Below are 19,617 nucleotides of genomic sequence, written 5' to 3' on the forward strand. Positions count from 1 at the left end.
GGGGCAGATCTTCGTCAAGGGCGAGGTCATCAAGACCGTCCCCGAGTCGAAGATCGTCGAGACCCTCATCGAAGAGGCCATGAAGCTCGCCGAGCAGATGGAGGCCGACGGCGTCACCTCCGGCGAGCCCTCCGTCTCCGTCAGCTGAACCACCGGCCGCACCCGCGTCCCGGACCCCCGCGGTCCGGGATACGGGCCGGCCCGGGCGGAACACGCGTTCGCGAGGTAAGGTTCGGGGACTTCCCCCGACCGCTGCGGCCCGTACGGTGAGGCGCCCCACGTGTTGACGACCACGACGACCAAGGTCATGGAACCCGGCGAACTCGACGCCGCCCTCGCGGTGCTCGACCGCGACCCGGTGGCCAACGCCTTCGTCGCCTCCCGGGTCGCCGTCGCAGGCCTTGACCCCTGGCGCCTCGGCGGCGAGATGTGGGGCTGGTACTCCGGAGGCCGCCTCGAGGCGCTCTGCTACGCCGGCGCCAACCTCGTCCCGATCAGCGCCGGCCCCGAAGCCGTCCGCGCCTTCGCCGAGCGGGCCCTGCGCGCCGGACGCCGCTGCTCCTCCATCGTCGGGCCCGCCCCCGCCGCCTCCGCACTGTGGTCGCTGCTCGAACCCAGTTGGGGTCCCGCCCGCGAGGTCCGCGCCCACCAGCCGCTGATGGTCACCCGCGTACTGCCCGCCCAGGTCGAGCCCGACCCCCACGTGCGGCGGGTCCGGCGCGACGAGATGGACGTGATCATGCCGGCCTGCGTCGCCATGTTCACCGAGGAGGTCGGCGTCTCCCCGCTCGCCGGCGACGGCGGACTGATCTACCAGGCCCGCGTCGCCGAACTCGTCAGCGCCGGCCGCGCGTTCGCCCGCATCGAGGACGGCAGGGTCGTCTTCAAGGCGGAGATCGGCGCCGTCACCCGGCACGCCTGCCAGATCCAGGGCGTCTGGGTCGCCCCCGAGTACCGCGGCCGCCACCTTTCCGAGACCGGCATGGCCGCCGTCCTCCACTACGCGCTGCGCGACGTGGCCCCGGTGGCCAGCCTCTACGTCAACGACTTCAACGCGCCCGCCCGCGCCGCCTACCGCCGCGTCGGCTTCACCGAGGTCGGCGCCTTCATGAGCGTCCTGTTCTAGTAGTGTCGCCGCCCATGGAGGACGTGGCGGTAGAGCCGATCGACCTGACGGCACGGGTGGACGAGGCACTGGCCGTCCAGGCGGTCGCCTTCGGACTGGGCGCGGAGGAGGTCGCCATCCGGCGGCAGATCGTGCTGCGGCACCTCTGCTTCCCCGGCGTCCGCTCGCTCGGCGCGCTCACCCCCGACGGACGGCTCGCCGGCTTCGTGTACGGCATGCCCAACAGCCGCACCCACTGGTGGTCCACCGTCGTCGAGCCCTACCTGCGGCGCACCGGCACCGACGCGTGGCTCGACGACTCCTTCACCATCACCGAACTGCACGTCCACCCCGACTTCCAGGGTCGCGGCATCGGGCGCGCCCTCATCACCACCATCACCGACGGCGCCGACGAACCCCGCAGCATCCTGTCCGCCATCGACACCGAGAGCCGGGCCCGGCGGCTCTACCGCGCCCTCGGCTACACCGACCTGGCGCGGCCCGTGCACTTCCCCAGCGCCGCCAGCCCCTACGCCGTCATGGGCGCCCACCTCCCGCTCGCCCGGTAAACGCGTTTCCGGCTGCGCGCCACGGCTCGATATCCTCGGCGGAACGGTACGAAACCCCCTGGAGAGCCCCATGGTCCTGCGCATGTCCCGGCTGATGCTCAAGACGCTGCGCGACGACCCGGCCGACGCCGAGACCGCGAGCCACAAACTCCTGGTCCGGGCCGGATACGTCCGCCGCTCCTCCGCGGGGGTGTGGACCTGGCTGCCGCTCGGCAAGCGCGTGCTGGAGAACGTCGCCCGCGTCGTCCGCGAGGAGATGGACGCCATCGGGGGCCAGGAGGTCCTGCTGCCCGCGCTGCTCCCGCGCGAGAACTACGAGGCCACCGGCCGCGCCAACGAGTACGGCGACCTGCTCTTCCAGCTCCGCGACCGCAAGGGCGCGGACTACGTGCTCGGGCCCACGCACGAGGAGATCTTCACCCAGGTCGTCAAGGACCAGTGCACGTCCTACAAGGACCTGCCGGTGATCCTCTACCAGATCCAGACCAAGTACCGCGACGAGGCCCGGCCGCGGTCCGGCGTGCTGCGCGGCCGCGAGTTCCAGATGAAGGACTCCTACTCCTTCGACACCACCGACGAGGGGCTGGCCGAGGCGTACCGGCTGCACCGCGAGGCGTACATCAAGATCTTCTCGCGGCTCGGCTTCGACTACCGCATCGTCTCCGCCGTCTCCGGCGCGATGGGCGGCTCGGCCTCCGAGGAGTTCCTCGCCCCCGCCTCCGCCGGCGAGGACACCTTCGTGGACTGCCCGGCCTGCGACTACGCGGCCAACACCGAGGCCGTCACCACCGTGGTGCCCCCCGTCGAGGGCGCCGCGCACCCGCCGCTGGAGGAGGTCGACACCCCCGACACCCCCACCATCGAGACCCTCGCGGCCCACCTCGGCGTGCCGGCCTCGGCCACCCTGAAGAACCTGCTGGTCAAGGTCGACGGCGAGATCGTCGCCGTCGGCGTCCCCGGCGACCGCGAGGTCGACCTCGGCAAGCTCGCGGAGCACCTCGCCCCCGCCGAGGTCGAACTCGTCACCGCCGAGGACTTCACCGGCCGCCCCGACCTCGTCCGCGGCTACGTCGGCCCGCAGGGCCTCACCGGCGTCCGCTACCTCGCGGACCCGCGCGTCGCCCCCGGCACGGCCTGGGTCACCGGCGCCAACAAGCCCGACACGCACGCCCGCAACGTCGTCTGCGGCCGCGACTTCGAGGTCGACGAGTACCTCGACGTCGTCACCGTCGAGCCCGGCGACCCCTGCCCGCGTTGCGGCGCCGGCCTCAAGCTGGACCGGGCCATCGAGATCGGCCACATCTTCCAGCTGGGCCGCAAGTACGCCGACGCCTTCGGGCTCGACGTCCTCGGCCAGAACGGCAAGCCCGTCCGGGTCACCATGGGCTCGTACGGCATCGGAGTCTCCCGCGCCGTCGCCGCGCTCGCCGAGCAGACCGCCGACGGGCAGGGCCTGTGCTGGCCGCGCGGGGTCGCCCCGGCGGACGTCCACGTCGTGGCGGCGGGCAAGGCACTGCAGACGGAGCTGGCCCTCGAGGTCGCGGAGAGGCTGCACGCCGCCGGGGTCCGGGTCATCGTCGACGATCGCGCGGGCGTCTCCCCGGGCGTCAAGTTCACGGACGCGGAGCTGCTCGGGGTGCCCACGATTCTGGTGGTGGGGCGGGGCGCCGCGGACGGGGTCGTCGAGGTGAAGGACCGGCGGTCCGGGGAGCGGGAGGAGCTGTCCGTGGGGGATGCGGTGGCGCGCCTTTCCGCGTAGCGGGTGCGGGTGGGTTGTGGTTGCGGCCGGTTGTTGTGTGCGGGTTGTTTGCGCCTGCGGCGGGCTGTCTCCCACCCTCCCGCCCTCCCCCAGCCTTCGGCCGGGGGGACCCCCATCCTGCGCGATTGGTGCGGGTCTGCGCACGTCGTTGTGGGGTCGGGGCCGCGCCGGCGCACGTCCTCAACGCTCGCGGTTTACGCCCACATCATTCGGCACCGCACTTGGCCGCTCGTCGTTTCCGGGCGCACCCCGACACACCCCCTCCCGTCGTATGGGCGCACGACGGCCGGTGGGGGTATGGAGGCGGTCCGGAGGCGCCCCGGACCGTCCTGTGACCCCCTGCGGCCCTGCGGTTCAAGCCCGCATCATTCGGCACCGAATCCCACCTCTCGTCTCCCCCTCCGGCCGGTGGCCGCATTACGGCGGTGGGGGGAACGTAGGCAGTCCGGGGTTGCCGCCCACGTCTGCGTCGGGCGCCGTCCCTCCCGTTGGGCGGGCGCAGTTCTCGCGTGGGCGATGACAGCCGGTGAGGGGTGCGTCGAACAGGTGCGGTGCCCCCGGACTGACTTCTGACCACGCAGCCCCGCGACTGCGGGTGCTTCGGGGCGCGGTCTCGCGGTAGGGCGGGAGATCGGGCCCGCTTTCAGCGGTATAGCCGTCGGAACAGAGCCCGATGTCGGTTCGGGGAATCACCCGCAGACGCGGGTTACGGCGGGCGCGCCACCCACCAACAGTGGGCGTGGTCACCGGCCATCTATACCCGCGGACGGCAACGAAACCCGAGCCAGACGAACAACCCACCCCGCTCCGGCGCCTGAACCCCAGCCAACCACCGGGCCGCACACTGCACACAAGGCAGGCCGCCCACCCTCCCATCCGCAGCCAGCATCTTTGCGCCCGCAGGGCGCGAGACGGCGGTCGCTGTCGATACGGAGGGGGTGGGGAAAGTGGGGGCACCCCCGGCCGAAGGCTGGGGGAGGGCGGGAGGGTGGGAGGGTGGGGGAGAAACCCAACCCCAGCCACGTAAGACCCGCACGCGGGGACCCGGGGGCTACAGCCAGGCCGCGAACTCCAGCAAGAACTCGCCGGTCTGACGGTCCCCCACGGAGAACGCCCACACCCCCGCCTCGACCGCGCGGAACAGTGCCCACCCGCGGACGCGGTCCCGGTCGGTGTCGAGGGAGTCGGAGAGCTTGGCGACCCTGCGGCGGGCCGCGGACTGCGAGCCCGGCGTGGCGACCAGCGTCTCGAGGCGGTCGCGGACGAGCCACGCCAGGTCGTACGCGGGCTCGCCCGCCAGCGGCCTGGGGTCGACGGCCAGCCACGGCACGCGGTCCGCGGCGAGCACGTTGCCGTGGTGGTAGTCGCCGTGCAGCAGCACCGCCTCGCCCGGGGCGTCCGCGCACAACTCGTCGCGGACCGCGAGTGCCTCGTCGACCAGCGACCGGGCGTCGTCCGGCACGTACGGCTGTTCGCGCCGTTCCCGCAGCAGCGCCGCCAGGCGCGCCGTGTGCTCGGCGACGGGCACGAACGGGTGACCCTCGCCCGGGGGGACCCAGAGCCGCTGCAGGGTGGCGCACGCCTCGAGCATCGCCTTCTGCTCGGGCAGCGAGCGCAGCGACACGTCGTGGTGCAGGCGCTCCAGCAGGAGCGCCCCCGCGTCGGGGTCGGCCCGCAGCAGGCGGACCGCGCCGCGGCCGTCCCAGCGGGTGAGCGCGGCGTGTTCGTGCCGGGTCTCGTCCGTGACGAGGCCGACCTTGAGGGTCGCGGGGGTGTCGTCGGCCCGCCGTACGAGGACGGCCATGCTGGTCCGGCCGCCGGGGGAGAGGACGCGCTCGGGCCGCAGTTCCCAGCGCGCGAGGAGGTCCGCGACGCGCTCGGGGAGGCCGGCGAGCCAGGCGCGGCCCGCCTCGCCCTCCCGGGCGCTGACCGTGCGGACCAGCCGCTCGGGCGGTTCCAGGTGCTGGGGCTGAGGTGCCGAGGCCATGCGTGGGTACGTCCCTCCTGGTGCTAAACCTTCTCCGCGGCCGTCCGCTCGCGTTCGGCCAGCCCCGGGAAGGCTACGCTCCCCCCGCGCCAGCGCACGGCGCGGACCGCCGCCTCGCGCAGCGCGTCGGCCGCCCCGCGGCGCAGATCGGCGTCGGCGGCGCGCACGAGGTCCGCGTAGACCCCGGCGACCCGGTCCTCCAGTTCCGCGGCGAGCCGCACGGCCGCCGCGCGGTCCGGCACGTCGAACGGGAGGGCGTACGCGGGCTCGGCGGCGACGGGTTCGCCGCCGAGGTCGCCGACGGTGCGGCGCAGCGCGTCGCGGCGGGCGCGGTGCGCGTCGTACGACTGCTGGGCCTGCCGGGCGAGTTCCTCGCCGACGCGGGCGCCGACGATGCCGTAGCCGTACACCGCGGCGTGCTCGGCGGAGAGTGCGGCCTGGACGGCCTTGAGCAGCGCTTGCTGTGCCATGGGTCGGGTCAGTGCTCCTTGAGCAGCAGGACGTGCCCGGCGCCGCAGGCGGCCACCGAGGCGAGCAGGCGGGCGAGTTCGGCCGGCGCGTCCAGGAGCGCGGCGGTCCGGGCGTCGGCGAGCGTGCGCTCGGCCGCCGCCAGCGCGGACAGCGCGTCCCCGGCCCGCGCGGGGACGGACGGGGAGGCCGAAGGCGACGGCGACGCGGATGGCGAGGGCGCCGCGGTTCCCGAGGGCGACGGCGACGCGGAACGCCCGGACGGACCGAACGCCTCGGCGTGGCGCGCCACTTCGGCCCGCAGCGGCTGCAGCCGCTTCGCCAGGTCCGGGTGCGCCGTGATGGTGGCGTCGTAGCGCGCGAGCAGTGCCGCGCTGTCCCGGGCGGCCCGCCGGCGCAGCGTCACGCTCGCGTCGGCGGACGGCGAGCCCTTCGCGGAGGTCCCCTCGGGCCGTGTCCCGTCGGAGCATCCGCCGAGCAGTCCGGCCGCGGCCGGCAGGACGAGGGCGGCGCGGACCGCGCGCCGGCGGGGAATGTTGCTGAGCGGCACAGTGCCCCTTCCCGTGATCACCTCACGTGAGGGTACCCGCGTGGCGGCCGACGGCCGTGACGGCGCCCTCCGCGGCGCCGAATCGTCGTTCCGGGACCTGAACCGATAGGCTTTGGCCCGACACACGACCTTCCATCACAACAGCACACGCGGCCGAGGAGTCACCCGGATGAGCACCACCCAGAGCGAGAGGCTGCGCGCGCTGCTCGAGCCGCTCGTCGTGAAGACGGGGCTCGAACTGGAAGAGGTCAAGGTGACCGCGGCCGGCAACCGTCGGCAGCTCCAGGTGATCGTGGACTCCGACGAGGGTGCCCCGCTGGACACGATCGCCGAGTTGAGCCGGGAGATCTCGCAGGTACTCGACGACGCCGACGCCATGGGCGGGGCGGCGTACCTGCTGGAGGTCTCCTCGCCGGGCCTGGACCGTCCGCTCACCGAGCCGCGCCACTTCCGGCGCAACGAGGGCCGGCTGGTCAAGCTGACGACGGCCGGCGGCGAGCAGTTGGTCGCGCGGATCCTCGCGGTCGACGAGGAAGGGCTCGACCTGGAGGTCCCAGGTGTCAAGGGACGGAAGCCCAAGCCCGCCCGGGTCGCCTTCGGCGAGATCGCCAAGGCGCGGGTGGAGATCGAATTCAGTCGCAAGGACCCGGCCGGTGCCGATACTGACGGCGACGAGAGCACTGAGGAGGCGTAGCCGTGGACATCGACATGAGTGCCCTGCGGGGTCTGGTCCGGGAGAAGGAGATCTCCTTCGACCTGCTGGTCGAGGCGATCGAGTCGGCGCTCCTCATCGCGTACCACCGCGAGCCGGGCAGCCGCCGCAACGCGCGCGTGCAGCTCGACCGCACCAACGGGCACGTCACGGTGTGGGCCAAGGAGGACCCGTCGGAGACCCCCGAGGGCGCCGAGCCCCGGGAGTTCGACGACACGCCCAGCGGTTTCGGGCGGATCGCCGCGACCACGGCCAAGCAGGTCATCCTGCAGCGGCTGCGGGACGCGGAGGAGGAGATCACCTTCGGCGAGTACGCCGGACGTGAGGGCGACATCGTCACCGGTGTCGTCCAGCAGGGCAAGGACCCCAAGAACGTCCTGGTCGACATCGGCAAGCTCGAGGCGATCCTGCCCGTGCAGGAGCAGGTGCCCGGCGAGGACTACAAGCACGGCACCCGGCTGCGCTCGTACGTCGTCCGGGTGGCCAAGGGCGTGCGCGGTCCGTCCGTGACGCTCTCGCGGACCCACCCCAACCTGGTGAAGAAGCTCTTCGCGCTGGAGGTCCCGGAGATCGCCGACGGTTCCGTCGAGATCTCCGCGATCGCCCGCGAGGCCGGCCACCGCACGAAGATCGCGGTCCGCTCCGGACGCTCCGGGCTGAACGCCAAGGGCGCCTGCATCGGCCCCATGGGCGCCCGGGTGCGCGCGGTGATGGCCGAGCTGAACGGCGAGAAGATCGACATCGTCGACTGGTCGGACGACCCGGCGGAGATGGTCGCCAACGCCCTGTCACCCGCTCGGGTGAGCAAGGTGGAGATCGTCGACATGGGCGCCCGCTCCGCGCGGGTGACCGTGCCGGACTACCAGCTGTCGCTGGCGATCGGCAAGGAAGGGCAGAACGCACGCCTGGCCGCACGGCTCACGGGCTGGCGGATCGACATCCGGCCGGACACCGAGCAGGCCGAGCAGTAGCACCCGCGGGTGACGGAAGAACAACCGTGCGTCGAATAACCCGGAGGGGTGAGGTCGGCGCGGGGAGGTAGACTAAGGATGTCTGGCCGGACGCATGGCCCAGCACGCCCGGAGCGCACGTGCATCGGGTGCAGGGAGCGGGCGGTCAAGCATGTTCTGCTGCGTGTGGCGGTGGTCGGGGAGTCCTGTGTTCCCGATCTTCGCGGTACGCTGCCCGGTCGGGGTGCCTATGTGCACCCCGACACCGTCTGTCTCGACCTGGCGGTCCGCCGCCGGGCGTTCCCGCGGGCCTTCCGGGCCCGGGGACCGCTGGACACCGCGGACCTCCGCGGGTACGTCGAGCAGGCACACCGTGAGTAGGCAGGAAGACCGCTCGGGCGACCGTGCGGTCAGTACCCCGCGAGTTGGAAGTAGGTCGAGATTGCGATGAGCACTCGATGAGCACGCGATGAGTACGCCCATGAAGTAGCGACGGTCCGGCGGACGACCACCCCGGACCTCATGAAGGAGCGAAGTGGCTAAGGTCCGGGTATACGAACTCGCCAAGGAGTTCGGAGTTGAGAGCAAGGTCGTCATGGCCAAGCTCCAAGAACTTGGCGAATTCGTCCGTTCGGCGTCCTCGACGATCGAGGCGCCGGTTGTTCGCAAGCTGACTGACGCACTGCAGGGCCCCGGCGGCGGTTCCGCCTCCAAGCCCTCAGGTGCCAAGCCCGCGGCGCCGCGCAAGGCCGCGCCCGCAAAGCCGGCCACCCCCACTCCGGGTGCGCCGGCCCGTCCCGCTGCCCCGGCCCCGAAGCCGGCCGCGGGACCTGCCCCCACCACCCCCAAGCCCGCGGGCGGCGCCGCGCCGGGCCCGCGCCCGACCCCCGGCCCCAAGCCGGCCCCGGCCAAGCCCGCCCCGGTCACCCCGGTGCCGCAGGCGGAGTTCTCCGCCCCGCCGGCCCCGGCCCCGGAGCGTCCCGCCGCCCAGGAGCGTCCGGCCCAGGCCGAGCGCCCCTCCGGCGGTCGTCCCGGTGCCCCCGGCCCGCGTCCCGGCACCCGTCCCTCCGGTCCCGGTCAGCGTGACGGCGGCCGTGGCCAGGGCGGCCCCGGTGCCCCGCGTCCCGGCGGCCAGGCCGCGCGTCCGGGCGCCCCGCGTCCGGCCGGTCCCCGTCCGGGCAACAACCCCTTCACCTCCGGCTCCACCGGCATGCCGCGCCCGCAGGCGCCGCGTCCCGGCGGCGGCCACGGTGGTGCCCCCGGCCAGTCCGGCCCGCGCCCCGGTGGCGCCCCGGGTGCCGGCGGTCCCCGTCCGGGTGGCGCTCCGCGTCCCGGTGGCGGTGCCGCCTCCGGCGGTCCGCGTCCGACCCCGGGCGGCATGCCCCGTCCGCAGGGCGGCGGTCCCCGTCCGAACCCCGGCATGATGCCGCAGCGTCCCGCTGCCGGCGGTGCCCCGGGTCGTCCGGGCGGTCCCGGTCGTCCCGGCGGCGGCCCCGGCGCGCGTCCCGGCGGCGGTGCCGGTCGTCCCGGCGGTGGCGGCGGCTTCGCCGGTCGTCCCGGTGGCGGTGGCGGCGGCGGTCGTCCCGGTGGCGGCGGCGGCTTCGGCGGTCCGCGTCCGGGCGGTGCCCCCGGCGGTGGCGGTGGCGGCGGCTTCGCCGGCCGTCCCGGTGGCGGCGGCTTCGGCGGTCGTCCCGGTGGCCCGGGTGGCCGCGGTGGCACGCAGGGCGCCTTCGGCCGTGGCCCCGGTGGCCGTCCGGCCCGTGGGCGCAAGTCGAAGCGGGCGAAGCGCCAGGAGTACGAGGCCATGCAGGCCCCGTCCGTGGGCGGCGTGCTGCTGCCCCGCGGCAACGGCGACACCGTGCGCCTCTCCCGTGGTGCCTCGCTGACCGACTTCGCCGAGAAGATCGGCGCCAACCCGGCGTCGCTCGTCCAGGTGATGCTGAACCTCGGTGAGATGGTCACCGCGACCCAGTCCGTCTCCGACGACACGCTGCAGCTGCTCGCCGACGAGATGAACTACACCCTCCAGATCGTCAGCCCGGAGGAGGAGGACCGCGAGCTCCTCGAGTCCTTCGACATCGAGTTCGGCGAGGACGAGGGCGGCGAGGAAGCGCTCGTCGCGCGTCCGCCGGTCGTGACCGTCATGGGTCACGTCGACCACGGCAAGACCCGCCTCCTCGACGCGATCCGCAAGACCAACGTGGTCGCGGGCGAGGCCGGCGGCATCACCCAGCACATCGGTGCGTACCAGGTGGCCACCGAGGTCAACGGCGAGCACCGGGCGATCACCTTCATCGACACCCCCGGTCACGAGGCGTTCACCGCCATGCGTGCCCGCGGTGCCAAGTCCACCGACATCGCGATCCTCGTGGTGGCGGCGAACGACGGCGTCATGCCCCAGACGATCGAGGCGCTGAACCACGCCAAGGCGGCCGACGTGCCGATCGTGGTCGCGGTCAACAAGATCGACGTCGAGGGCGCCGACCCGACGAAGGTGCGCGGTCAGCTCACCGAGTTCGGCCTGGTGGCCGAGGAGTACGGCGGCGAGACGATGTTCGTCGACATCTCCGCCAAGCAGGGCCTGAACATCGACAGCCTCCTGGAGGCCGTGGTCCTGACCGCGGACGCCGCGCTCGACCTGCGCGCCAACCCGGAGCAGGACGCCCAGGGCATCGCGATCGAGGCCCACCTCGACCGCGGCCGCGGCGCCGTGGCGACCGTCCTGGTCCAGCGCGGCACCCTGCGGGTCGGCGACACCATGGTGGTCGGCGACGCGTACGGCCGTGTCCGCGCCATGCTCGACGACACCGGCAACACCGTCGACGAGGCGGGCCCCTCGACCCCGGTCCTGGTGCTCGGTCTGACGAACGTGCCGGGTGCCGGCGACAACTTCCTGGTGGTCGACGAGGACCGTACGGCCCGTCAGATCGCCGAGAAGCGTGCCGCCCGCGAGCGCAACGCGGCCTTCGCCAAGTCCCGCCGCCGGGTCAGCCTGGAGGACCTGGACAAGGTGCTCAAGGCCGGCGAGGTCCAGCAGCTCAACCTCATCATCAAGGGCGACGCGTCCGGTTCGGTCGAGGCCCTGGAGTCCTCGCTGCTCCAGCTCGACGTCGGCGAGGACGTGGACCTGCGCATCCTCCACCGGGGTGTCGGTGCGGTCACCGAGACCGACGTCACCCTGGCGGCGGGCTCCGACGCGATCATCATCGGCTTCAACGTGCGGGCCGAGGGCCGCGCCACGTCGCTGGCCGAGCGTGAGGGCGTCGACGTCCGCTACTACTCGGTGATCTACCAGGTCATCGACGAGATCGAGGCGGCGCTCAAGGGCATGCTCAAGCCCGAGTACGAGGAGGTGGAGCTCGGCACCGCCGAGATCCGCGAGGTCTTCCGCTCCTCCAAGCTCGGCAACATCGCCGGTGTGCTCATCCGCTCCGGCGAGGTCCGACGCAACGCCAAGGCGCGCCTGCTGCGTGACGGCAAGGTCGTCGCCGAGAACCTCACGATCGAGGGTCTGCGGCGCTTCAAGGACGACGTCACCGAGATTCGTGAAGGTTTCGAGGGCGGTATCAACCTCGGCAACTACAACGACATCAAGATCGACGACGTCGTCGCGACCTACGAGCTGCGCGAGAAGCCTCGCGTCTGATCGAGGTACACCTGACCGGGGCCGGTTGGCGGAGGGAATATTCCGTCGATCGGCCCCGGCCGTTGCCTTTACTGTGGTGATTGCTGTTCACGGTGTCCGCACCGTTCACTACGAGGCCCCACAGGTCGGCTTGACCTGATGCCCATGTATGTAGGGACGCTGTCCTTCGACCTGCTTCTCGGCGACGTCCGCTCGCTGAAGGAGAAGCGGTCCGTCATCCGGCCCATCGTGGCCGAGCTCCACCGCAAGTTCGCGGTGAGCGTCGCCGAGGTCGACCACCACGACCTCTACCGCAGGGCCGAGATCGGCGTGGCGGTCGTGTCCGGGGACCTCGGGCACATCAAGGACGTCCTCGGACGCTGCGAGCGCTGGATGGCCTCGCGCCCCGAGGTGGACCTGCTGTCGGCGCGGCAGCAGGTGCACGGGGACGACGACTGACACTCACGTACCGAAGCGTGAAGAGAAGAGAGAAGAGCACGCATGACCGACACCGCGCGGGCGCGCAAGCTGGCGGACCGCATCCGGGTCGTGGTCGCGGAGACGCTCCAGAGGCGGATCAAGGACCCGCGGCTGGGCTACGTGACGATCACGGACACCCGGGTCACCGGTGACCTCCGGGAGGCGACCGTCTTCTACACGGTCTTCGGTGACGACGAGGAGCGGGCCGCCTCGGCGGCGGCTCTGGAGAGTGCCAAGGGCGTCCTCCGCTCGGAGGTCGGACGGCAGACCGGCGTGCGCTTCACGCCCACCCTGACGTTCGTCGCCGACGCGGTCCCGGAGAACGCGCGCACGATCGAGGACCTGCTCGCCAAGGCGCGGCTGGCCGACGAGGAGGTCCGCAAGACCGCCACGGACGCCACGTACGCGGGTGAGGCCGATCCTTACCGGAAGCCGGCGGAGGACGAGGACGAGGGCGACGGCGAGGACGCCGGCGAGGGCGGGTCCGAGGCGGAGGACGGCGCACGATGAAGGACGGGCTTGTCATCGTCGACAAGCCGGGCGGGATGACCTCGCACGACGTCGTGTCCCGGCTGCGCAGGCTGGCCGGGACACGGCGCGTCGGACACGCCGGCACGCTCGACCCCATGGCCACCGGCGTCCTCGTCATCGGCGTCGAGAAGGCCACCCGGCTGCTCGGGCACCTCGCCCTCACCCGCAAGGAGTACGAGGCGACCATCCGGCTCGGCCGGAGCACGGTCACGGACGACGCTGAGGGCGAGGTCACGGCCTCGGTCCCCGCGGACGGGGTCACCCGTGAGGCCATCGACGCGGGCATCGTGCCGCTGACCGGGGACATCATGCAGGTGCCCTCCAAGGTGAGCGCGATCAAGGTCGACGGCGTCCGGTCCTACGCCCGTGTGCGCGGCGGCGAGGACTTCGAGCTGGCGGCGCGGCCGGTGACCGTGTCGGCGTTCGTGGTGCGGGACGTCCGGCACGTCCCGCTGGAGGGCGGAGCCGTGGTCGACGTCGACGTCACGGTCGAGGGCTCCTCCGGCACGTACATCCGGGCCCTCGCCCGGGACCTGGGCGCCGCGCTCGGCGTCGGCGGCCACCTCACCGCGCTGCGGCGCACCCGTGTCGGGCCCTACGGGGCCGACCTCGCCCGCACGCTGGAGCAGCTCACGGAGGCGTTCGCGGTGCTGCCCATCGGGGAGGCCGCGGCGGCGGCGTTCCCCCGGTGGGACGTGGACGACCGGCAGGCGCGGTTGCTCGGGAACGGGGTGCGGCTGGAGGCGCCGCCGTCCCTGGGGGCGGTGCCGACGGCGGTGTTCGGGCCGGAGGGGGAGTTTTTGGCGCTGGTGGAGGCGCGGGAGGGGCAGGCTCGGATCCTGGCCAACCTGCGCTGACGCTCCGCTTCCGGACCGGGTTGGTAGTTGTGTGCGGGTCCGTTGCGCCTGCGGCGGGCTGTCCCCCGCCCTCCCACCCGATTGCCCGGCGCGGTCAGCGCGGGCCTGCGCACCTTTGTGTGGGGTCGGGGCCGCGCCGGCGCACTCCCCCAGCCTTCGGCCGGGGGGACCCCCAGAACGCTCGCGGTTTACCCCGGCATCGTCGGGCGCCGCTCGTCTCCCCCAGCCTTCGGCCAGGGAGAGCACCCCGACACACCCCCTCCGGCCGGTGTGGCCGCATTACGGCCGGTGGGGGGACGGAGGCAGGCCGGGGTTGCCGCCCATGTCTGCGTTGGGCGCCGTCCATCCCGTTGGGCGGGCGCCGTTCTTGCGTGGGCGATGACAGCCGGTGAGGGGTGCGTCGGACACGTGCGGTGCCCCCGGACTGACTTCTGACCACCCGGCCCCGCGACTGCGGGTGCTTCGGGGTGCTGCCTGGGCGGTCGGCGGGAGATCGGGCTCGCTTTCAGCGTCATGGCCGTCGGAAGAGAGCCCGATCTTTGAGCCGGGCGAGATCGGGCCCGCTTTCGACGGTATGGACGTCGGAACAGAGCCCGATGTCGGATCGGGGAAGCACCCGCAGGCGCCGGTTACGGCGGGCGCGCCACCCACGATGAGTGGGCGTGGTCACCGGCCATCTATACCCGCGGACGGTAACGAGACCCGAGCCAGACGAACAACCGGCCCCGCTCCGGCGCCTGAACCCCAGCCGACCACCGGGCCGCAGACTGCAGACCGGCCCCGGACCGCCACCCTCCCACCCGCAGCCAGCATATTTGCGCCCGAAGGGCGCGAGACGGCGGTCGCTGTCGAGACGCAGGGGGTGGGGGAGTTGGGGGCACCCCCGGCCGAAGGCTGGGGGAGGGCGGGAGGGCGGGCGGGAGACAGCCCGCCGCAGGCGCAACGGCGCCGCACACAACCACCGGGCAGCAGACGAGCCGTACACGACAACCGGGCCGCGCACAACAACCGGGCCGCAAGCGCGTGAGCGTGGGCGCGGGCCCTCCCCCCTGGCGGCCCGCGCCGCACGATCCCCCCTCCCCCCGTCCCTATCCACCCCGCAAGATCGATTCACTCCAACGGGCAGGCGCTCGGAGTGAAGAGAGGGAGCGCTCGGGGGCGCTTTCGACATGGGATCTGTTCTGTCGATCAACGGACGTCTACGGTCGAAACGGGCACTGTGGCGGGGAGGTGCGCAGATGGCGGAGCTGCCCGCCGATGTCGACAGGGCGCTGGTGCGCGTTCGTGACCTGGCCGGACGGCCGCGGGGGACGGGGTTCCTCGTCGAGGCGCGGGACGGCCGCGGGACGCTCGTGACGAGCCACGAGGCCGTGGACGGCCTCGTCCGGCTCGTGCTGCACGCGCACGGGGAACAGACGACCCTCGTCGAGGTGCACGCGATCACGCCGTTGCCGGAGCTGGGGCTCGCGCTCGTGGCGACGGAGGGGCTGGACGTGCCGCCGCTGCCCGTGGCGGGGTTCGCGCGGACCGCGGGGCCCGGGCGGGCCGTGCGGTTGCGCGGCGCGGGCTGGGTGGAGGCCACGATCGCGGGGACGGCTCCGGTGACGTACACCGCGACGGACCGCTTCCACCTGCTCGACGCGGCGTACGAGCTGGCCGGCGCGCGCGGGGACGACGAGCCGCTGCGCGCGGTCGCCTCCGGGGAGCCGGTGATCGACGCCGAGACCGGGGCGGTGCACGGCGTCCTGGTGACGGCGATGCACGCGGGGCGGCGCGCGGGCGGATTCGCGGTGCCGTTGCGCGCCCCCGCCGAGGGCGGGGTGCTCGGGGAGGCGCTGGCGCGCAACGCGGCGACCGTGCCCGCGTACGGGCCGCATCTGAACATCGCCGGGGCGCTGCAGTTGACCGCGACCTCGGTCGGTTCCGCGGCCCGGCCGCGCGCCTGGCGGGAGGCCGTCGTACGGCCGGACACGGAGGCGGAGCTGGCCCGGTTCACGGGGGAGGGGTGCGCCCCGGTGCTGGGGCTGGTCGGCGCCCCCGGGAGCGGGCGTACGACCGAGCTGGAGGTGCTGGCCGCGCGGCGTGCCGCCGGTCCGGACCCGGCGCCCACGGTGTGGCTGCGCGGGGCCGAACTGCGGGCGGGGGACGCCGGGTTGCGGGAGGCAGTGGAGCGGGCGCTGGCCGCCGCGGGGCGCATCGTGCACGCCGGGACGGCGCCGGAGCACGCGCCGGCCGACGCGTCCCCCGATGCGGTCGCCCGCCTGGCGCGCACCGTGGGGCGGCCGTTGCTCGTCGTGCTGGACGCCCCCGAGGAGATGCCGCCGGTGCTCGCCCACGCGCTGCCCGAGTGGGCGGCTGAGACGGCGAGTTGGCTGCGGTCGGCGGGTGCGCGGCTGATCGTGGCCTGCCGCCCCGAGTACTGGGAACAGGCCGGGGCGCTCTTCCCGCCCGGCGTACTCCATGACGCCGGAACCCCGCCGGGCGCCCGCGCACTGCCCGCGTGCCTGCGCCTCGGCGCGTTGCCGGAGGAACCGGCGCGGCTCGTCCGTGAGCGCCACGGACTGCCCGCCGGCGCCCTCGCCGAGCAGGACGCGGCGCATCCGCTGGCGCTGCGGCTGCTGTCGGAGGTACGGGCCGCCGGCGGCGGTCTCATGGGACGGCCGGGCCGGGCGGAGGTGTTCTCGGCCCATCTGGACCTGCTGTGCCTGCGGATCGCGGACCGCATCGCGACCGCCACGCCCCCCGCGCGGGCCCCGGAGGTGCGGCGGCTGGCCGCCCGCGTCGCCGGGCAGGCGCACGAGGCGGCCAGGCGCTGTCTGGGCCCCGGGCAGGGCGAACTGGACCGCACCTCCTTCGAGGAGCTGTTCCCGTGGCGCTCCGGGTGGGCCGCGGCGGTGCTCACTGAGGGGCTCGTCGTACCGGCCGGCGCGGGGTACCGCTTCGCGCACGAGGAGTTCGGCGACTGGCTGCAGGGCTGCCAACTCGACCTGGACGAGGCGCTGTACGCCCTCGTGCACCGCTGGTCGGCCGGCGACCGGGACGGCAGCGCCGAGGCCCCCGTGCGCCTGCCCGCCCGGGCCGCCGCGCAGCCGTGGCACAGCGCCGTGCCACCAGTCCCGCCCGCGCCGCCGCTGGCCCCGCCCTCCGTGCCGCGCTGCCTGCCCGTGCCCCGGCACCGCATCGGCCCCGTCGTGCAGGCACTGCTGCTCACCGCGCGCCGCTCAGGGCCGGAGACCCTCGTCCGCAGGCTGCGGCAACTCGTCCTCGTGCTCGACCGCGACGCCGCCGTGCCCACGGCCCACGGCGCCGCGGGCGTCCTGCCGCGCGGCGACGGCGGGCGGCCGGCGGTCCGGCGCGCGGACGCGGTGTGGTGGGCGGCGCATCTGCTGGGGGAGACCCTGCTCACGGTGCCCGACGCCACACCGTACCGGGAGGTGCTGCGGCTGCTGGCGGAACGCGTCACCGCCCGCTCCATCGAGGCCGGGGGCTTCCACGAGGGCGCGGGGCTGGGGGAGTTCGGCCCGTGGTTCTGGCGGCGGCTGCGGCTTCCCCCGGAGGAGCGTCTGGCCCTGCTGCGGCTGCTGCTCCCCGCCGACGGGCCGCCGCGCGCCGCGGACGGCACACGCGAGCGGTTCCTGACGGCGGCCGGCGAGGTGCTGACCGGTGCTCCGCGGCCGTCGCTGCCCGCGCTGTGCGACTGGTTCACCGACGAACGGCTGCTGCAGTCCGCGCCCTCCGGCCCCCGGCCGACGGTCGCCACCGCGGCGCAGGCCCTGCTCCACACCCACCGGCGGCAGGCGGTCGACGACCTCACCGAGGCCCTGGCCGCCACGGACCATGCCCGTTCCCGGGAACTGCTGGCGGCCCTCGCCGAGGACGAGCCGTCCGCCGTGTGCCGCGCCGTCGACCGCTGGGCGCACGACGACCGGCCCGAGCGCCACACCGACGCCGCCACCTACGGCCTGCTCGCCGCCCCGCACGCCGCACTCGCCGCCGACCGCGAGCTGCTGCGCTACGCGGCCCTGGCGATCCTGGCCAGACCCGCCGACCGCGCCCTGCACGGTGCCGCGCTCGGCCTCCTCGTGCGGGACCCGGCGACCCGTTCCCTCCACCTGGCCGCCGCCCTGGACGGATTCTCCGCCGGCGATGCCCTGCTGCCGGCCGCGGCGCTCGCCGCCGCCCTGCCCACCCATCCCGAGCAGGTGCTCGCCGCCTTCCACCGCCGGCTGCGCGAACCCGGTCCCGGCGCCGCCGAGGTGCTGCGCGAGCTGGCCGAGGTCTGCACCCCGGCGCTGGCGCGGCGGGCCGCCGCCCTGGTGTGGGACCACCTCGGCCACCGCCCCGAGGACGCCCGGTACGCGGCGGCCTACCTCGACCGCCGGCTGGAGCACGGCCCGGCCGCCCGCGCCGTGCTCCTGCCGCTCGTCACCGGCCTGCTGCGGGAGCACCCGCCGCAGGTGCGCAGGGTGCTGGCGCCCGTGCTGGCCGCGCCGGGCGGCCAGGTCTCCCGTCCGCTGCGCCGGGAGCTGCTGGACGTCCTGCTGGAGCAGGAGCGCGACCCCGCGGTGCTGGACGCCCTGCTCACCGCGGCCGCCGACGGGTGCGCCCGGCGGCCGGCCCCGGCGACCCGCGACCTGGTGCACCGGGTCGGCCTGCTGCTCTGCCGTACGCCCGAGGGCGCGGCCCTCTTCGACCGGCGGCTGGTGCAGCTGGTCAGCGGGTCGCCCGGGTTCGGCCGGCAGGTGCGCGGATGGCTGGCCGCCGACGGGCCCGACGGCGCGGGCGCCGGGGCATGGGACGCGGTCATCGGCCCCAGCGCCCGGCGCATGTGCGACCAGCTCGCGCCCGCGCGGGCGGTGGGCCTGTGACGGGCTCCCGGGCCGGGCGGTCGGGCGGGGGACGACCCGCGGCGGATCCGGAACGGCCCCGTCACCGGGGGTGCCGCGCCGGTGGGGGGCCCGGCATGGCAGGCTTGGACCTGCACATCGGAGAACCATCGGCGGTCGAGGAGAGCGGTCACTGTGCAGCGCTGGCGAGGCCTGGAGGACGTCCCCGAGGACTGGGGACGCAGCGTCGTCACCATCGGCTCGTACGACGGTGTGCACCGCGGCCACCAGCTGATCATCGGCCGGGCCGTCGAGCGCGCCCGCGAGCTGGGCGTCGCCTCCGTCGTCGTCACCTTCGACCCGCACCCCAGCGAGGTCGTCCGCCCCGGCAGCCACCCGCCGCTGCTGGCGGCCCACCACCGCCGCGCCGAGCTGATGGCGGAGCTGGGTGTGGACGCCCTGCTGATCCTGCCGTTCACCACCGAGTTCTCGCAGCTCTCGCCGGGCGACTTCATCCGCACCGTGCTGGTCGACGCGCTCCACGCCCGGGCCGTCGTCGAGGGCCCGAACTTCCGGTTCGGGCACAAGGCGGCCGGTGACGTGGAGTTCCTCTCCGCGATGGGGCTGAAGTACGACTACGAGGTGGACGTCGTCGACCTCTACCTGACGGGCGAGGCGGGCGGCGGCCAGCCGTTCTCGTCCACCATGACCCGCCGCCTGGTCGCCGAGGGCGACGTGGCGGGCGCCCGCGAGATCCTCGGCCGGCCGCACCGCGTCGAGGGCGTGGTCGTCCGCGGCGCCCAGCGCGGCCGCGACCTCGGCTACCCGACGGCGAACGTCGAGACGCTGCCGCACACCGCGATCCCCGCCGACGGGGTCTACGCAGGCTGGTTGCACGTGGCGGGCGAGGCCATGCCCGCCGCCATCTCCGTCGGCACCAACCCCACCTTCGACGGCACCGCCCGCACCGTCGAGGCCTACGCCATCGACCGCGTCGGCCTGGACCTGTACGGGCTGCACGTCGCCGTCGACTTCCTCGCCTACCTGCGGGGCATGGAGAAGTTCGACACGATCGACGCCCTCCTGGAGCGGATGGCGGACGACGTCAAGCGCGCCCGGGAGCTGGTCGACGCCTACGGCGCCACCGACTGAGCCCGCGGCTGGAGCGCCGCTGACCAGCCCGACGGAAAGGGCCCGT

15 protein-coding genes and 1 pseudogene are annotated in these 19,617 nt (G+C 74.2%); 13 read left to right on the top strand and 3 right to left on the bottom strand.

The genetic code is table 11. The features are described from left to right. The 4 genes and pseudogenes from ABZ479_RS35170 to ABZ479_RS35185 form a co-directional block, all read left to right on the top strand. Positions 1-148: pseudogene (locus ABZ479_RS35170) on the top strand (flavodoxin-dependent (E)-4-hydroxy-3-methylbut-2-enyl-diphosphate synthase); the annotation flags it as partial. A 132-nt stretch (positions 149-280) separates the two neighbouring features. Beyond that, complete coding sequence (locus ABZ479_RS35175) at positions 281-1,126, top strand: GNAT family N-acetyltransferase (RefSeq protein ID WP_500465351.1); 846 nt, start codon at positions 281-283, stop codon at positions 1,124-1,126. Between the two features lie 14 nt (positions 1,127-1,140). Then, positions 1,141-1,674, top strand: coding sequence for a GNAT family N-acetyltransferase (locus tag ABZ479_RS35180; protein WP_499602100.1), 534 nt, complete (start codon positions 1,141-1,143; stop codon positions 1,672-1,674). Between the two features lie 70 nt (positions 1,675-1,744). Further along, complete coding sequence (locus tag ABZ479_RS35185; protein WP_500465352.1) at positions 1,745-3,433, top strand: proline--tRNA ligase; 1,689 nt, start codon at positions 1,745-1,747, stop codon at positions 3,431-3,433. Between the two features lie 1,051 nt (positions 3,434-4,484). On the opposite strand, the gene ABZ479_RS35190 is transcribed toward ABZ479_RS35185, so the two are convergent. From ABZ479_RS35190 to ABZ479_RS35200, 3 genes are read right to left on the bottom strand one after another with little or no spacing between them, the layout of a single operon-like run. After that, positions 4,485-5,420 (bottom strand): aminoglycoside phosphotransferase family protein, encoded by a 936-nt coding sequence (locus ABZ479_RS35190; protein ID WP_500465353.1) that lies wholly within the window; start codon positions 5,418-5,420, stop codon positions 4,485-4,487. Between the two features lie 23 nt (positions 5,421-5,443). Beyond that, the gene (locus ABZ479_RS35195; protein ID WP_500465354.1) at positions 5,444-5,890 is read right to left on the bottom strand and encodes a ferritin-like domain-containing protein; all 447 of its coding nucleotides are present in this window, start codon (positions 5,888-5,890) and stop codon (positions 5,444-5,446) included. 8 nt (positions 5,891-5,898) lie between these two features. Continuing rightward, entirely contained in the window at positions 5,899-6,438 is a 540-nt protein-coding gene (locus ABZ479_RS35200; protein ID WP_500465355.1) for a hypothetical protein, read from the bottom strand. A 169-nt stretch (positions 6,439-6,607) separates the two neighbouring features. Between ABZ479_RS35200 and rimP the strand changes: the two genes are divergently transcribed. The 9 genes from rimP (at position 6,608) to ABZ479_RS35245 (ending at position 19,571) form a co-directional block, all read left to right on the top strand. After that, complete coding sequence (gene rimP, locus ABZ479_RS35205; RefSeq protein WP_499602093.1) at positions 6,608-7,132, top strand: ribosome maturation factor RimP; 525 nt, start codon at positions 6,608-6,610, stop codon at positions 7,130-7,132. A 2-nt stretch (positions 7,133-7,134) separates the two neighbouring features. After that, a complete protein-coding gene (gene nusA / locus ABZ479_RS35210; protein ID WP_500465356.1) occupies positions 7,135-8,121 on the top strand; it encodes a transcription termination factor NusA in 987 nt (328 codons plus the stop codon). A 78-nt stretch (positions 8,122-8,199) separates the two neighbouring features. Then, complete coding sequence (locus ABZ479_RS35215) at positions 8,200-8,481, top strand: YlxR family protein (protein WP_500465357.1); 282 nt, start codon at positions 8,200-8,202, stop codon at positions 8,479-8,481. A 154-nt stretch (positions 8,482-8,635) separates the two neighbouring features. Beyond that, positions 8,636-11,746: a translation initiation factor IF-2 gene (gene infB / locus ABZ479_RS35220; RefSeq protein ID WP_500465358.1), complete on the top strand. Its 3,111-nt coding sequence runs from the start codon at positions 8,636-8,638 to the stop codon at positions 11,744-11,746. A gap of 144 nt (positions 11,747-11,890) precedes the next feature. Next, positions 11,891-12,184, top strand: a complete 294-nt coding sequence (locus tag ABZ479_RS35225; RefSeq protein ID WP_431965611.1) for a DUF503 domain-containing protein — start codon at positions 11,891-11,893, stop codon at positions 12,182-12,184. 42 nt (positions 12,185-12,226) lie between these two features. Next, positions 12,227-12,715, top strand: coding sequence for a 30S ribosome-binding factor RbfA (rbfA, locus tag ABZ479_RS35230; protein ID WP_500465359.1), 489 nt, complete (start codon positions 12,227-12,229; stop codon positions 12,713-12,715). After that, positions 12,712-13,593, top strand: a complete 882-nt coding sequence (truB, locus tag ABZ479_RS35235) for a tRNA pseudouridine(55) synthase TruB (protein WP_500465360.1) — start codon at positions 12,712-12,714, stop codon at positions 13,591-13,593. The genes rbfA and truB overlap by 4 nt, the downstream gene beginning before the upstream one ends. A gap of 1,238 nt (positions 13,594-14,831) precedes the next feature. After that, a complete protein-coding gene (locus ABZ479_RS35240) occupies positions 14,832-18,461 on the top strand; it encodes a serine protease (protein WP_500465361.1) in 3,630 nt (1,209 codons plus the stop codon). A 153-nt stretch (positions 18,462-18,614) separates the two neighbouring features. Then, complete coding sequence (locus ABZ479_RS35245) at positions 18,615-19,571, top strand: bifunctional riboflavin kinase/FAD synthetase (protein WP_499602082.1); 957 nt, start codon at positions 18,615-18,617, stop codon at positions 19,569-19,571. Positions 19,572-19,617 lie beyond the last annotated feature (46 nt).

The organism is Streptomyces sp. NPDC005722 (assembly GCF_040630935.1).
Lineage (GTDB): Bacteria > Actinomycetota > Actinomycetes > Streptomycetales > Streptomycetaceae > Actinacidiphila.